Source organism: Streptomyces sp. XH2, from assembly GCF_049725035.1.
GTDB classification, from domain to species: domain Bacteria; phylum Actinomycetota; class Actinomycetes; order Streptomycetales; family Streptomycetaceae; genus Streptomyces; species Streptomyces roseoverticillatus.
This window is the reverse complement of sequence record NZ_JBMMMZ010000010.1, coordinates 350206-363053: the sequence shown is the minus strand read 5'-3', so window position 1 is coordinate 363053 and position 12848 is coordinate 350206. Positions and strand designations below refer to the sequence as shown.

13 protein-coding genes are annotated in these 12848 nt (G+C 72.3%); 5 read left to right on the top strand and 8 right to left on the bottom strand.

All coding sequences use genetic code 11. The annotated features are described in order from the left end of the window. Positions 1 to 50 precede the first annotated feature (50 nt). From ACOTKD_RS22275 to ACOTKD_RS22250, 6 genes are all read right to left on the bottom strand, one after another. A complete protein-coding gene (locus tag ACOTKD_RS22275; RefSeq protein WP_353620253.1) occupies positions 51 to 137 on the bottom strand; it encodes a putative leader peptide in 87 nt (28 codons plus the stop codon). 32 nt (positions 138 to 169) lie between these two features. Continuing rightward, positions 170 to 1939, bottom strand: coding sequence for an FAD-dependent monooxygenase (locus ACOTKD_RS22270; RefSeq protein WP_424890748.1), 1770 nt, complete (start codon positions 1937 to 1939; stop codon positions 170 to 172). A 234-nt stretch (positions 1940 to 2173) separates the two neighbouring features. Next, positions 2174 to 3082, bottom strand: a complete 909-nt coding sequence (locus ACOTKD_RS22265; protein WP_424890747.1) for an amino acid ABC transporter permease — start codon at positions 3080 to 3082, stop codon at positions 2174 to 2176. Continuing rightward, on the bottom strand, positions 3079 to 3729 hold the full coding sequence (locus tag ACOTKD_RS22260; RefSeq protein ID WP_424890746.1) for an amino acid ABC transporter permease: 651 nt from the start codon (positions 3727 to 3729) through the stop codon (positions 3079 to 3081). Before ACOTKD_RS22260 ends, ACOTKD_RS22265 begins: the two co-directional genes overlap by 4 nt. Positions 3730 to 3817: 88 nt before the next feature. Continuing rightward, complete coding sequence (locus ACOTKD_RS22255) at positions 3818 to 4741, bottom strand: glutamate ABC transporter substrate-binding protein (RefSeq protein WP_424890745.1); 924 nt, start codon at positions 4739 to 4741, stop codon at positions 3818 to 3820. 159 nt (positions 4742 to 4900) lie between these two features. Beyond that, positions 4901 to 5677 (bottom strand): amino acid ABC transporter ATP-binding protein, encoded by a 777-nt coding sequence (locus ACOTKD_RS22250; RefSeq protein ID WP_424890744.1) that lies wholly within the window; start codon positions 5675 to 5677, stop codon positions 4901 to 4903. 270 nt (positions 5678 to 5947) lie between these two features. Here ACOTKD_RS22250 and ACOTKD_RS22245 point away from each other — a divergent pair, with 270 nt between their 5' ends. Then, complete coding sequence (locus ACOTKD_RS22245; protein ID WP_424890743.1) at positions 5948 to 6655, top strand: response regulator transcription factor; 708 nt, start codon at positions 5948 to 5950, stop codon at positions 6653 to 6655. Positions 6656 to 6670: 15 nt separating this feature from the next. Beyond that, a complete protein-coding gene (locus ACOTKD_RS22240) occupies positions 6671 to 8113 on the top strand; it encodes a sensor histidine kinase (protein WP_424890742.1) in 1443 nt (480 codons plus the stop codon). A gap of 132 nt (positions 8114 to 8245) precedes the next feature. Here ACOTKD_RS22240 and ACOTKD_RS22235 read toward each other — a convergent pair whose 3' ends face one another. Beyond that, on the bottom strand, positions 8246 to 9244 hold the full coding sequence (locus ACOTKD_RS22235; protein ID WP_424890741.1) for a TAXI family TRAP transporter solute-binding subunit: 999 nt from the start codon (positions 9242 to 9244) through the stop codon (positions 8246 to 8248). 167 nt (positions 9245 to 9411) lie between these two features. Beyond that, positions 9412 to 10839: an MFS transporter gene (locus ACOTKD_RS22230; RefSeq protein WP_424890740.1), complete on the bottom strand. Its 1428-nt coding sequence runs from the start codon at positions 10837 to 10839 to the stop codon at positions 9412 to 9414. 110 nt (positions 10840 to 10949) lie between these two features. Here ACOTKD_RS22230 and ACOTKD_RS22225 point away from each other — a divergent pair, with 110 nt between their 5' ends. From ACOTKD_RS22225 to ACOTKD_RS22215, 3 genes are read left to right on the top strand one after another with little or no spacing between them, the layout of a single operon-like run. Beyond that, the gene (locus ACOTKD_RS22225) at positions 10950 to 12029 is read left to right on the top strand and encodes a GlxA family transcriptional regulator (RefSeq protein ID WP_424890739.1); all 1080 of its coding nucleotides are present in this window, start codon (positions 10950 to 10952) and stop codon (positions 12027 to 12029) included. Between the two features lie 48 nt (positions 12030 to 12077). Beyond that, entirely contained in the window at positions 12078 to 12308 is a 231-nt protein-coding gene (locus ACOTKD_RS22220) for a tautomerase family protein (protein ID WP_424890738.1), read from the top strand. 41 nt (positions 12309 to 12349) lie between these two features. Beyond that, positions 12350 to 12781: a carboxymuconolactone decarboxylase family protein gene (locus tag ACOTKD_RS22215; protein ID WP_424890737.1), complete on the top strand. Its 432-nt coding sequence runs from the start codon at positions 12350 to 12352 to the stop codon at positions 12779 to 12781. Positions 12782 to 12848 lie beyond the last annotated feature (67 nt).

Here is a 12848-nt window from a genome sequence, read left to right as displayed (position 1 = left end):
GGCGGCCGGCGCACAGAGCGCACACGCAGGCCGCGCGAAGGGAATGCGGATCAGCAGGACGGACGACAGACGCAGCCCGCGTAGCGGACGAGGTCCAGGTGGACCCTCCGCCAGAAGTGCGCGCCACTGTCAGTCACGTTCAGTAGTCAATCATGGCGGTCGGTGCGGGTCAACGGTTGGCCGTGGCTTCGCTGGGGGCTTCTTCCGGCGCATGCGCGCCCCCGGCGCGCTCGCTGCTCGTCGCCGGCGCTTCCGACACCGCGGCCTCGGTGCCGCCGCCGGTCCGGGCGGCGTCACTGCCGGCCCGGCCCTCGCCCTCGTGCCCCTCGCCCGCGGCCCCGCCCCGTACGGCGTCCGCGCACGCGTACAGCTCCGCGGGCCGCACCCCCGCCAGCGCCGCCACCAGGTGCCCGTCCGGGCGCACCACCAGCACCGTGTGGGCGGGAGCGCCCGGGTACTCGTCGGTGACCAGCAGTTCGGCGCGCACGGGGAGGGCGCTGACGGCGGCCGCCAGCTGCGGCATGAGGCCGGCGTCCGCCCAGTGCCGCCGCTCCCACACACCACTGCCCGGTGCGGTCAGGACCACCAGGAGGTCGCCGCCCAGCCGCTCCCGCAGCGGCACGCGCGAGCCGTCCGGAGCGGTCACCCGCACGTTCTCGGCCAGGGCCCCCAGGGGCGTGGCCACCGCGACGGACCCGGCGGGGGGTGCCGCGGGCGCCAGGGGCGTCCGGACGTACGAGGGGGGCGTGCCCAGCTGCCCGCGCCCGACGTGGCCGTCGGTGAGCAGCTCGTCGTGCCCGCGCAGGGCGCCCGGCAGCAGCGCGCGGCGCACGCTGTTCCACCCCCCTGCGCCCCGTACCGCCGGCAGCGCCCGGTCGGCGGCGCGCAGCCGCGCCCCGACCGCCCCGCGCCGCTCGGTCTGGTAGCTGTCCAGCAGCGTCTCGGAGGCGCCGTGGTGCCAGGCGAGGGCCAGCTTCCAGGACAGGTTCTGGGCGTCGCGCAGCCCCTCGTCGAGGCCCTGTGTGCCGAGCGCGCCCAGCAGGTGGGCGGCGTCCCCGGCGAGGAAGGCGCGGCCGGTGCGCATCCGGCGCGTGAGGCGGTGGTGGACGGTGTGCACGCCGGTGTCCAGGAGCTCGTACGGCGGCACGTCGCCGCACCAGCCGGCCAGCGAGTCGCGCACGCGGGCGAGGAGCGCGTCGGGGGTGACGAGCTCGCCGCCGGGCGGCAGGGGCCAGTCAAGCCTCCAGACGCCGTCCGGCAGGGGACGGGCCGTCACTTCGCCGCCCCGTGCGGGCGACCGGTGCAGCACGGCCTCACCGGGCCACGGCAGTTCGGCCCGGAGCGCGGCGACCGCGTACCGCTCGACGGCCGTCCGTCCCGGGAAGCGCGCGCCGAGCAGCTTGCGCACGGTCGACCGGGCGCCGTCGCAGCCGACGAGGTAACTTCCCCGCCAGGTCGGGCCGTTGTCGCCGCGGAGCTGCGCGGTGACGCCGCAGGCGTCCTGCCGGATCGTCTCCAGGCGGCCGGCGCGGACGACGCGCACCTTGTCCTCAAGGGCGAGCGCGGCCCGCAGCTCCCGCGTCAGGACGTGCTGCGGCAGGTGTAGCGGCGACGGCCCGGCTTCCTCGGCGCCCTCGGCCCCGCCGGCGGCCGCGGCCGCCCCCGGAGCCGCGAACGACAGCCGGGTGACCACCGTGCGGCGCCGCATGGTGCGCCAGCCCGTCCACCGGGCGCCCTTCTCCGTGGCGCATCCCAGCCGCTCCAGCAGAGCGGCGGTGTCCGGGCTGAGCACGGCCGTGCGGGCCGGCCGCTCCTCGTCGGGCGCGGGTCCCTCTCCCGGGGTCTCGTCGAGGAGGACGACGCGCACCTCGTGGCGGGCCAGGCACAGGGCGAGCACGAGGCCGACCGGGCCGGCCCCGACGACGATCACCGGGTCCACAGCACGGCTCCCGGGCGTCCGCCGCGGCCGAGATCCCTGCCCGGGGCTCCACGGTACGTACGGGGCGTACGGGATGTATGGGGTCCGACGGGGGGAACGCGGTGCTCGATCACAGAACGTATGCAACCCACTGCGGGTGCGTGCGTCAAGTGATCAGGGCGCTCGCCGCGGCGCGCCGCACGGGGCGCGCCCCGCCGCCCGGAGGGGCCGACGGGGCGTCACCTGCGGGGTTGCTCAGCCGGAGTGGGAACCGTCTGCGCCGGAGGCGCCGTCCGCGCCGGTCGTGGAGCCGGTCGTGACGGCGGCTCCTGCCGTCGCCATCGCGGGCGGGGCGCCCTTGCGCGAGCGCTGCGTGCGCCGTTCGACCCAGGTGGCCACCGAAGACAGCGCGAGGCAGAGCACGATGTAGATCGAACCGAAGACGATCACCATGGGGATGAAGGCGTAGACGCCGTTCACCGGCTTGGTCTGCTCGGCGAAGGCCTTGCCGACGAACAGCAGTTCCTCGTAGAGGATGATGAATCCGAGCGAGGTGTCCTTGAGGGTCACCACGAGCTGGCTGATGATCGACGGCAGCATCGTCCGCACGGCCTGGGGGATCAGGACGCTCGACATCACCTGCGTCTTGCGCAGCCCGAGCGCGTAGGCCGCCTCGCTCTGCCCGCGGGGCACCGCGTTGATCCCGGAGCGGAAGATCTCCGCCTGCACGGAGCCGTTGTAGAGCGTGAGGCCCAGGACCAGCGCCCACATCGGGTCGGAGGTGAACGCCCCCGCGAACAGCAGGAAGATCATGATCACCAGCGGCATGGCGCGGAAGAACTCGACCACCACGGTGGCCACCCAGCGCACCGGCCGGTGGTCGGACAGCCGTGCGGACGCGAGCACCGCGCCGAGCGCGAGCGAGAGGACCGCGGCGATCGCGAACGTCTTCAGGGTCGTGAGCAGCCCGTCGACGATCCGCTGATGGGTGTCGGCGTACTCGTAGTCGTCCCACAGGCCCGGCTGGAACTGGCCGGTGTCGTCCAGCTTGTAGACGACGAAGGCCACCAGGCCGAGGATCGCGACGGTGGAGAGCGCTCCGTAGAGGCGGTTGCGGGCCCGCGCGCGGGGGCCGGGGGCGTCGTAGAGGACGTTCGCGCTCATCGGGCCACCGCCAGCCGGTTCTCCAGCAGCCGGAACAGACCGCTGATCGCGAGAGTGATGATGATGTAGCAGATCGCGATCCAGAGGAAGATCACGTAGATGTTGTAGCCGGTGTCGGCGTTGAGGGACTTCTGCACCGAGCCGAGCTGGGTCACGTTGAAGCCCGAGGCGATCGCCGTGTTCTTGGCGAGGGCGATCATCAGGCTGCCGATGGGGGGCACGGCGATGCGGGTGGCCTGGGGGAGGACGACCTGCCCCAGGGTCTGGCTGAAGGTCATCCCGATGGAGCGGGCCGCCTCCGCCTGGCCCACCGGCACGGAGTTGATGCCCGACCGGACGGCCTCGCAGACGAACGCCGAGGTGTAGCACCCGAGCGTCAGCACGGCGAGCCAGAAGGAGTCCCAGCCCTTGAGGCCGAGGGCGGGCAGCCCCAGGGTGACGGCGAGGAACAGCAGCACGAGGGGGGTGTTGCGCAGCAGGGTCACCCAGGCGGTGCCGAATATGCGCAGGGCGGGCACCGGGGAGACCCGGAACGCCGCCATCAGTATGCCCAGCACCAGGGCGAGCAGACCGCTGAGCCCGGTGAGCTCGACGGTGCCCAGGAAACCTTCGCGGAACTCCGCGAAGTGGTCCGACAGAACGTTCAAGGCGGCTCTCCCGGCGGGTCGTTACGGATCGGCGGCGGACGGGGCGGAGGCGGGGCGTGAGGCGGGCGGCGCGGGGCGGCGACGGCCGTCAGTAGCGGTCGATCGCGGGCGGGTTCGGCGCGGGGTTGCCGGCGAGGCCGATGGTGGCGTCGTACGCCTTCTTCCAGTCGCCGTTCTTCTCGTGCGCCTCGATGGCGTTGTTGACGGCCTCCCGCAGTGCCTTGTCGTCCTTCTTCAGGCCGACGCCGTACGGCTCCTGGGAGAAGGGCTTGCCGACGACCTTCAGGGCGCCGTTGTTCTCCGCGGCGTAGCCCTTGAGGATCGTGTCGTCGGTCGTCACGGCGTCGACCGTGCCGGACACGAGCTCCTGCACGCACAGCTGGTAGCCCTGCTGGGCCTTGGCCTCGGCCACCCCGTACTTGGGCTCCTTGATGCGCTTGAGCGGCGTGGAGCCGGTGGCCGAGCAGACCTTCTTGCCCTTGAGGTCGTCCGGGCCCTTGATGCTGCTGTCGGACTTCACCAGGAGGTCCTGGCCGGCCACGTAGTACGGTCCGGCGAAGTCGATCTGCTTCTTGCGCTCGTCGTTGATCGTGTACGTGCCGACATAGAGGTCGACGCCGCCACTGGCGATCTGCGTCTCACGGGCCTCGGACGGCACCGTCTTGAACTTGATGTGGTCCTCGTCGAAGCCGAGGTCGGCCGCGATCATCCGGGCGATCTCCACGTCGTAGCCGGAGCGCTTCTTGGAGGTCGGGTTCTCGTAGCCCATGCCCGGCTGGTCGGCCTTGGTGCCGATGGTGATCGTCTTGCCCTTGATCCGGTCGAAGACGGGCGAGCCCTTGACGTCGGCCGCGGTGTTCACCTTGTAGGTCGGCACGGCCGGCGCGGACTTGCCGTCGCTGGGCTTGCCGGCCTTGTCGTCGTCGGGGCTGCCCGACTTCCCGCAGGCGGTGGCGGCCGTGGTGAGCGCCAGCGCCACGGCGGCAGCTGCGACGGTCTTGCGGAGCTTCATGGTGAACATCCTTTGCGTCAGCAGGTGTTGCGGAGCGGAAGGGCGCAGGGGCCGGTACGGCGGCGGCGTGGGCTCCGGCGCGGTGGGGCGGTGGGCCGGCGCGCCGGTGGGGGGAGGGGCCCGGTGGGACGGATCAGCGATGCGGGATCTTCGAACGGATCAGTGGTGCAGGATCTTCGACAGGAAGTCCTTCGCCCGGTCGCTGCGCGGGTTGCTGAAGAACTGGTCCGGCCGGGCCTCCTCGACGATGCGGCCGTCGGCCATGAAGACGACGCGGTTCGCGGCGGAGCGGGCGAAGCCCATCTCGTGGGTGACGACGACCATCGTCATGCCGTCCCGCGCGAGTTGCCGCATGACCTCCAGCACCTCGTTGATCATCTCCGGGTCGAGCGCGGACGTCGGCTCGTCGAACAGCATCACCTTGGGGTCCATGGCCAGGGCGCGGGCGATGGCCACGCGCTGCTGCTGGCCGCCGGAGAGCTGGGCCGGGTACTTGTCCGCCTGGGCTCCGACCCCGACCCGGTCGAGCAGGCCGCGGGCCTTCCGCTCGGCCTCGCGGCGGTCCGTCCTGCGCACCTTGACCTGGCCGAGCGTCACGTTCTCCAGGACGGTCTTGTGCGCGAAGAGGTTGAAGGACTGGAAGACCATGCCCACGTCGGCGCGCAGTCTGGCCAGCTCCTTGCCCTCCTGGGGCAGCGGTCTGCCGTCGATGGTGATCGATCCGGAGTCCGTGGTCTCCAGACGGTTGATCGTCCGGCACAGCGTCGACTTGCCGGACCCCGACGGGCCGATCACGACGACGACTTCGCCGCGCGCGATGGTCAGGTCGATGTCCTGGAGGACATGCAGGGCGCCGAAGTGCTTGTTGACGCTCTTCAGGACGACCAGTGGGACCGCGGCGGCCGTGGCCTCTTCGGCCACCGATTCTTCGCTCATCGGCGTTCCTCGCTCCATCCTCCTCGATTGGGAGGACCCTAATGAGCGGGTACGACAAGCGTCATTACATCTGAGCTGAAATTGAGCATAACGATCCGGCCGCAAAGGGACACTCCGCGTGAAGGGGGCGCGCGGCGCGCTCGCCGGGCGCGCAGGCGTACCGGGTGGATAACGGAAGCCCCTTCGCTCCCGGAACCCCCTTGACGGACCGGGCGTCCATCAGCGTGGATGCGGGGGTGCCCACGCTGCGGTCACAGGGAGGGGGCCTGGATGAGGCTGCTGCTCGTGGAGGACGACGACCACGTCGCCGCGGCCCTGGCAGCGGTGCTGTCGCGGCACGGCTTCGACGTCACGCACGCCCGGAGCGGCGAGGAGGCGCTGCGGGCCCTGCTGCCGGACACCGGCGCGCCGTTCGCCGTCGTCCTGCTCGACCTCGGCCTGCCCGACCAGGACGGCTTCGAGGTCTGCGGCAGGATCCGCAAGCGCACCGGGACGCCCGTCATCATGGTCACCGCCCGCGCCGACACCCGGTCCAAGATCCACGGCCTCAACCTCGGCGCCGACGACTACGTGGTCAAGCCCTACGACACCGGCGAGCTCCTCGCCCGCATCCACGCGGTCGCCCGCCGCAAGCCCCCCGCGGGCGGCGGCCCGGAGGAGGCGCAGGAGACGCCCGGCCCGCACTCGCTGCGGCTGGGCAGCCTCGTCATCGAACTCCCCAACCGCGAGGTCTCCGTGGCGGGGGAGACCGTGCCCCTCACCCGCAAGGAGTTCGACCTGCTGGCCCTGCTCGCCCAGCGGCCCGGCGTCGTCTTCCGCCGCGAGCAGATCATCAGCGAGGTGTGGCAGACCAGCTGGGAGGGGACGGGCCGCACCCTGGAGGTGCACGTCGCCTCCCTGCGCTCCAAACTGCGCCTGCCCGCACTCATCGAGACGGTGCGCGGGGTCGGCTACAAAATCGTCGTCCCGGCCCGGTGAGGGCCGGCCGGACCCGTGCGCACCCGACTCCTTCCGCTCCTCATCGTCCTGCTCGCGGGCGTGCTGCTGGCCCTCGGCTTCCCGCTGGCCGGCGGCATCGCCGCGGCCGAGCAGCAGCGCGTGGTCGTCGACCGCATCGACGACACGGCCCGCTTCGCCGCCCTCGCGCAGTTCGTCACCACCCGCCCGTTCGATCCGGCGGCGGGGACCGACGAGCGGCTCAACACCCTGCGCTCCGAGCTCCTGCGCTACGAGGAGCTGTACGACATCCGCGTCGGCATCTTCTACCGCGACGGACAGGCCATGGCGGTCGCTCCCAGGCGCTGGACGGTACCGGCCGACGGCGAGGGCCAGAGGGCCTTCCAGGAGGCCCTGGCGGGGCGCCGCAGCCACGATCCGGGGCAGGTCTGGCCGCTGCAGAACCGCCGGCTCGCGGTGGCCTCCCCGGTCATCCGCGACGGAGACGTCGTCGCCGTCGTCGTCACCGACTCGCCCACGGGGCAGCTGCGCTCCCGGATCCTGCACTCCTGGCTGCTCCTGGGGGCCGGCGAGACCGCGGCCATGCTCGTCGCCGTCGCCGCCGCGTTCCGCCTCACGGGGTGGGTGATGCGCCCCGTGCGGACCCTCGACGCCGCCGCGCACGGCATCGCCACGGGGCGGCTGAACTCCCGCGTCGCGGCCGACAGCGGGCCACCCGAACTGCGCCGCCTCGCACGCTCCTTCAACGAGATGGCCGACAACGTCGAGTCCGTCCTGGAGCAGCAGCGCGCCTTCGTCGCCGACGCCTCGCACCAGCTGCGCAACCCGCTCGCCGCGCTCCTGCTGCGCATCGACCTGCTCGCGCTGGACCTCCCCCCGGGGCACGCGGAGGTCTCCTCCGTCCGGACGGAGGGCAAGCGCCTCGCGCGCGTGCTCGACGACCTCCTCGACCTCGCGCTCGCCGAGCACGCCGAGGCCAACCTCCAGCTGACCGACATAGCGGAGATCGTCATCGACCGGGTGGGAGCCTGGTCGCCGCTCGCCGACCGCGAACGGGTCGCACTCTCCTACGACGGCCCGACCGCCGTGACGGGCTGGGCCGACCCGGTCGCCCTCTCCAGCGCCCTGGACGCCGTGGTGGACAACGCCCTCAAGTTCACGCCGGAGGGCTCCCCGGTGCACGTCAGCGTCGAGGTGGAGGGCGACTGCGTGGGCATCACGGTCGCCGACGGCGGCCCCGGCCTCACGGACGAGGAGCTCACCCGCATCGGCGACCGCTTCTGGCGCAGCGGCCGCCACCAGAACGTCTCCGGCTCCGGCCTGGGGCTGTCCATCTCCCGGGCCCTCCTCGCGGCCGGCGGCGCCACGCTCACCTACGCGCCGAACGAGCCCCGCGGCCTGCGCGCCGTGATCAAGGTGCCGCGCCACGGCGGGGACGGCGGTGCGGGGCGCACACAGGCGGTGGAGGCGCATCCGTAGGCCGTGCCCGTGCCCTCGAATGCACTGCACCGGTTCTCAGGGCGTCACTGGTCTTTAGGGCGTCACCGGTCCTCAGGACGTCACCGGTCCTTAGGGCGTCACTGGTCCTTAGGGCGTTACCGCTCCTCAGGGTCAGGGCTTCACCGACGCGTAGTAGCGGCGCGCCCCCGCGTGCAGCTGCAGGGGATCGGTGAAGATCGCCGTACGGAGGTCCACCTTCTGCGCGGCGTGCACCTGCTTCCCTATGCGGTCCCTGCTGTTCATCACCGACCGCGTGACGCTCTCCGCCAGCTCCGCGTCCGCGTCGTCCATGGTGACGAGCAGGTTCGCGACCGCCAGCGTCTTCACCGCCTGGGACGCGCGCAGCTCCGGGTACGCGTCCACGGGCATCACCGCCGCCCTGTAGTAGCGCGTCTGCGGCCCCTGCGCGTGCAGCGGCTCGATCAGGTCGCCCAGCTGCACGAGGCGGATCGACAGCCGCAGGCCGAGCGACTGGACGGCGTTCGTGGGCAGCCCGCCGGACCAGAAGAACGCGTCCAGCCGCCCCCGCTCCAGCAGCCCCGGCATCTTGTCGATCCCGACCCGCACCGGCGTGATGTCCTTGTCGAAGTCCAGCCCCGCCGCCTTCAGCAGCCGCCGCGTGATCAGCTGCACCCCCGAGTCGTCCGTCCCCACGCCCACCCGCAGGCCCCGCAGGTCCCGGGCCGACTGGACGGGCGAGCCCTTCTCCACCACCAGCTGGATGTAGTCGTCGTACAGCCGGGCGCAGGCGCGCAGGCTGCCGGCGCCCGGCTTCCCCTCGTCGCGGTAGGTCGCGACCGAGTCGGCGGTGGCCAGGGTGAAGTCCGCCTCTCCGGACGTGAGCTGCCGGAGGTTGTCGATCGACCCCTGGCTGCGCCGCAGCCGTACGTCCAGGGAGGGCATGTCCTGCGCCAGGTCCTCCTTGAGGAGGTCCCCGTACTTCGCGTACACGCCGGTCGGCACCCCGGTCGCGAACGTCATCCGCCCGGCCGGCGACGTATCGCCGTGCACGGACACCAGCCACCACACCAGCAGGGCGAGCACCGCGGCGCTCAGAGCGGCCGCACGGGCGGCGCGGCGTCCGCCGGGGCGCAGGGAACGGGGAAGCATGGGCGGATCCTGCCAGGCCCCGGCGGGCTGCGGGAGAGGGGCGCCGAAACGGCGTGGCCCGGAGGGGGGCGCCCGGACCGCCCGCTCACTCCCCGCACGGCATGGAGAACCGCCCGGCCTGCCTGTCGGGGGAGTCAGGTAGGCCGGGCGGGGCCGGGGGAAGGCGCTCAGGCCTTGGCGGGAGCGGCGGGAGCGTCCGCGTGGTAGCGCAGGCCGGCCAGCGTGGCCAGCAGAGCGGTGACGATCATGTAGATCCAGCCGTGCCGGAAGGCGCCCATCGTCGGGTGCTCCGAGCTGCCGAGGATCGCGGTGAGCAGGGCGACACCCAGGGCGGAACCGATCTGGCGGGACATCATCAGCGTGCCCGAACCCACCGACAGCTGCTCGGCGGGGAGCCCGCTCGCCGCCCCGAAGAGGGCCGGCTGGATCAGGGCGTTGCCCGCGCCGACGAGGATCGCGCCGGGCAGGTAGGCGGCGGCGTAGTGCGGCGTGGGGCCGGCCGCGGCGAACCACCAGGCGCAGCCCACGGCGAACACCAGGCCTCCGCTCACCGCGGAGGCCCGGGCGCCGATACGGCGGATGATCTTCCCCGAGAGGGCGGACAGGATCATGACGGTGACCGGGGTGGGCGCGATGCCCAGGCCGGCGCGCAGGACCGAGTAGTCCCACTGGCCGGTCAGGAAGAGGGCGGCCTCGAAGAGCATCGAGGCGAACGCCAGGTAGTAGAGGAAGATCCCGATGGTGCCGACCCGGAACAGCCGGCTCGCGAACAGTGCGGGGCTGATGATCGGGTCGGAGGTGTGGCGGACGTGGCGCAGGCAGGCGAGGATCAGGACCACGGCCGCGACGAAGCAGCCCAGGGTGCCGGGCGACGTGTAGCCCCAGTCGGGCGCCTCGACGAAGGCCATGGTCAGCGCACCGGAGGCGAGCAGGATCAGCGCCGACCCGAGGAGGTCCAGACCCTGTGACGCCTTGCGGGGGACCTTGGGCAGCAGGCGTGCTCCGGCCAGGACGGCCACGGCGCAGATGGGGATGTTGATCAGGAAGATCCACCGCCAGCTGATCTCCACCAGCAGGCCGCCCAGAACGGGGCCGCTGCCCGCGGCGACGGCCGCGACCGCCGTCCAGATGCCGATGGCCGTGGAGCGCTCGTGCTCGGGGAAGGCCGGCAGGGCCAGCCCCAGGGAGGTGGGCACGAGGACGGCGGCGGCCACCGCCTGCACCACACGGGCGATGATCAGCACGGTGAGGCTGGGGGCGAGGGCACAGCCGACCGAGGAGAGGCCGAAGAGGACCATGCCGATCAGGAAGCTGCCCTTGCGGCTCGTCTCGTCCGCGAGGCGCCCGGCGGGGATGAGGAGCGCCGCGAGGACGATCGTGTAGCCGTTCAGCACCCACGACATGGAGGCGAGCGAGGCCTGCGGGAACGACTTCTCCAGGGCGGGGAACGCCACGGTGACGGCGAACAGGTCGAGGATCGCGAGGAACTGGGCGGCCGACGCGACGGTCAGCACCAGCCAGCGCCGGGGATCCGCCGGTGCGGGAGCGGCTGCGGTGGCCGCATCCACCGGCTTGGTTTCGGGAGTTGAGGTCATGGACGTATCCGTCGTCTCTCCGTTGTCCGAAAAGGAGGCGCTTTCCACTATCGGCGCCCATGACCGCCCCATCGAGTGGCAGATCTGCCATGAGCCGTTAGATTGCTGCCATGACGCAGCAGCCCGGCGGTCCCGGTTCCGTGGCCGTGGCGGTCACCGACGGCATGCCGATCCTCGAACTGGCGGTGCCCTGCCACGTGTTCGGCACGCCGCATCCCGATCCCGACGTCCCCTGGTACGACTTCCGGCTCTGCAACCTCACGGAGGGCGAAGCCGTCCCGGCCCGGCAGTGGTTCACCACGCACACCCCGCACGGCTACCGCGAACTGGTCGAAGCCGACACCGTCATCGTCCCCGCCAGCGCGGACGTCCGCGGAGACCCGCCGGCGCGGCTCCTGGAGGCCATCAGGGAAGCCCACGACCGCGGCGCGCGCATCGTCTCCTTGTGCTCGGGGGCCTTCGTCCTGGCGGCGGCCGGGCTGCTCGACGGGCGCCGGGCCGCCACGCACTGGCAGCACGCCCCGCTCCTGGCCGAGCGCTACCCCGAGGTGGACGTCGACCCCACCGTCCTCTACATCGACGACGGCGACATCCTCACCAGCGCCGGGAGCACCGCCGGCATCGACCTGTGCCTGCACGTGCTGCGCAAGGACCTGGGGTCCCGGGTGGCCGGCTCGGTCGCCCGCCATCTGGTCGTCCCCGCCCACCGGCCCGGCGGGCAGGCCCAGTACATCGAGACGCCCGTGCCGCCGACGGAGACCGACAGCGGGCTGGCCCCGTTGCTGCACTGGGCCGCCGAGCGCCTCCACCAGCCCCTCACCACCCCCCAGCTGGCCCGGCAGGCCGGCACGAGCGTACGGACGCTGGTGCGGCGCTTCCACCGGGCGACGGGCACCACCCCCCTCCAGTGGCTCCAGGCCCAGCGCATCTCACGCGCCAAGGAACTGCTGGAGACCACCGACCAGCCGATGGACAAGATCGCGGAGCAGTGCGGCCTGGGCGGCGCCGGCAACCTCCGGCTCCACTTCGCCCGCAGCGTCGGCATTCCCCCCAGCGAATACCGCCGCGCGTACCGCACCGCGGACGGCGGGACACATGCTTCCGCCACTTCCGCCAACGCCACTTCCGCCGGTTCCGCCGCCGGTTCTTGTACCAAAGTCGGATATCCGGCCCCCCTGCTCCGAGGGTAGAAACGAAGGCGATCGCCTTCGTCGGAACCTCCCTGGGAAGGGATTTGCATGCCCGTCATCTCCGTCGACATGTGGCACGGCCGGTCCGAGACGGACAAGGCCGCCCTGGCACGTGAACTCACCGACGCCTTCCAGCGCGCCTGCGGGAGCACGCGCGAACGCATCTACGTCATCATCCGCGACGTCCCGAAGGAGAACTGGGCGATCGGCGGTGAGATGTCCACGGACCTTCCTACCGTCGCCCCTGTATCCGAGCCCGCGCCTTCCGCGGCGGAATGACCGGGCCTTCCATGCTTGAGTCATCCAGTCCTGGCCCACCCATGCCTGAGCCGTCCATGCCCGAGCCGTCCATGCCCGAGCCGTCTATGTCCGAACGGTACGCGGAAGGCGACCGTATCCGCAGGGAAGTGCTGGGCGACGAGCACGTCAACTCCCTGCTGAGTGACTGGCCTCCGGCGAAGCCCCTGCTCGACCTGATCACCACGTACCCCTGGGGCTCTGTCTGGGCGCGCGAGGGTCTGGACCGCCGGACACGCAGCCTCCTCAACCTCGCCCTCCTCACCGCCTTGAACCGGCCCGAAGAACTGCGCCTCAACATCCACGGCGCGCTGCGCAACGGATGTTCCGTCGAGGAAATGGCCGAAGTGGCCCTGCAATGCGCCGCTTACGCCGGCGCTCCGGCCGGCATCGCGCTGATGAAGGCGGTCCATGAGGTCCACGAGGCTCACGACAGCGGACCGGGGCAGAACTGACCAGCCGGCAATGGGGGCGGGGGGGCGGGGCGCGCGCCCCCCGCGCCCCCCCCCCCCCCGACCCCCC

Coding starts and splice junctions, on each gene's coding strand:
- ACOTKD_RS22265 (WP_424890747.1), bottom strand. CDS start 3,082: ATGAGCGCGAACGTCCTCTACGACGCCCCCGGCCCCCGCGCGCGGGCC.
- ACOTKD_RS22255 (WP_424890745.1), bottom strand. CDS start 4,741: ATGAAGCTCCGCAAGACCGTCGCAGCTGCCGCCGTGGCGCTGGCGCTC.
- ACOTKD_RS22250 (WP_424890744.1), bottom strand. CDS start 5,677: ATGAGCGAAGAATCGGTGGCCGAAGAGGCCACGGCCGCCGCGGTCCCA.
- ACOTKD_RS22245 (WP_424890743.1), top strand. CDS start 5,948: ATGAGGCTGCTGCTCGTGGAGGACGACGACCACGTCGCCGCGGCCCTG.
- ACOTKD_RS22235 (WP_424890741.1), bottom strand. CDS start 9,244: ATGCTTCCCCGTTCCCTGCGCCCCGGCGGACGCCGCGCCGCCCGTGCG.
- ACOTKD_RS22230 (WP_424890740.1), bottom strand. CDS start 10,839: ATGACCTCAACTCCCGAAACCAAGCCGGTGGATGCGGCCACCGCAGCC.
- ACOTKD_RS22225 (WP_424890739.1), top strand. CDS start 10,950: ATGACGCAGCAGCCCGGCGGTCCCGGTTCCGTGGCCGTGGCGGTCACC.
- ACOTKD_RS22220 (WP_424890738.1), top strand. CDS start 12,078: ATGCCCGTCATCTCCGTCGACATGTGGCACGGCCGGTCCGAGACGGAC.
- ACOTKD_RS22215 (WP_424890737.1), top strand. CDS start 12,350: ATGCCTGAGCCGTCCATGCCCGAGCCGTCCATGCCCGAGCCGTCTATG.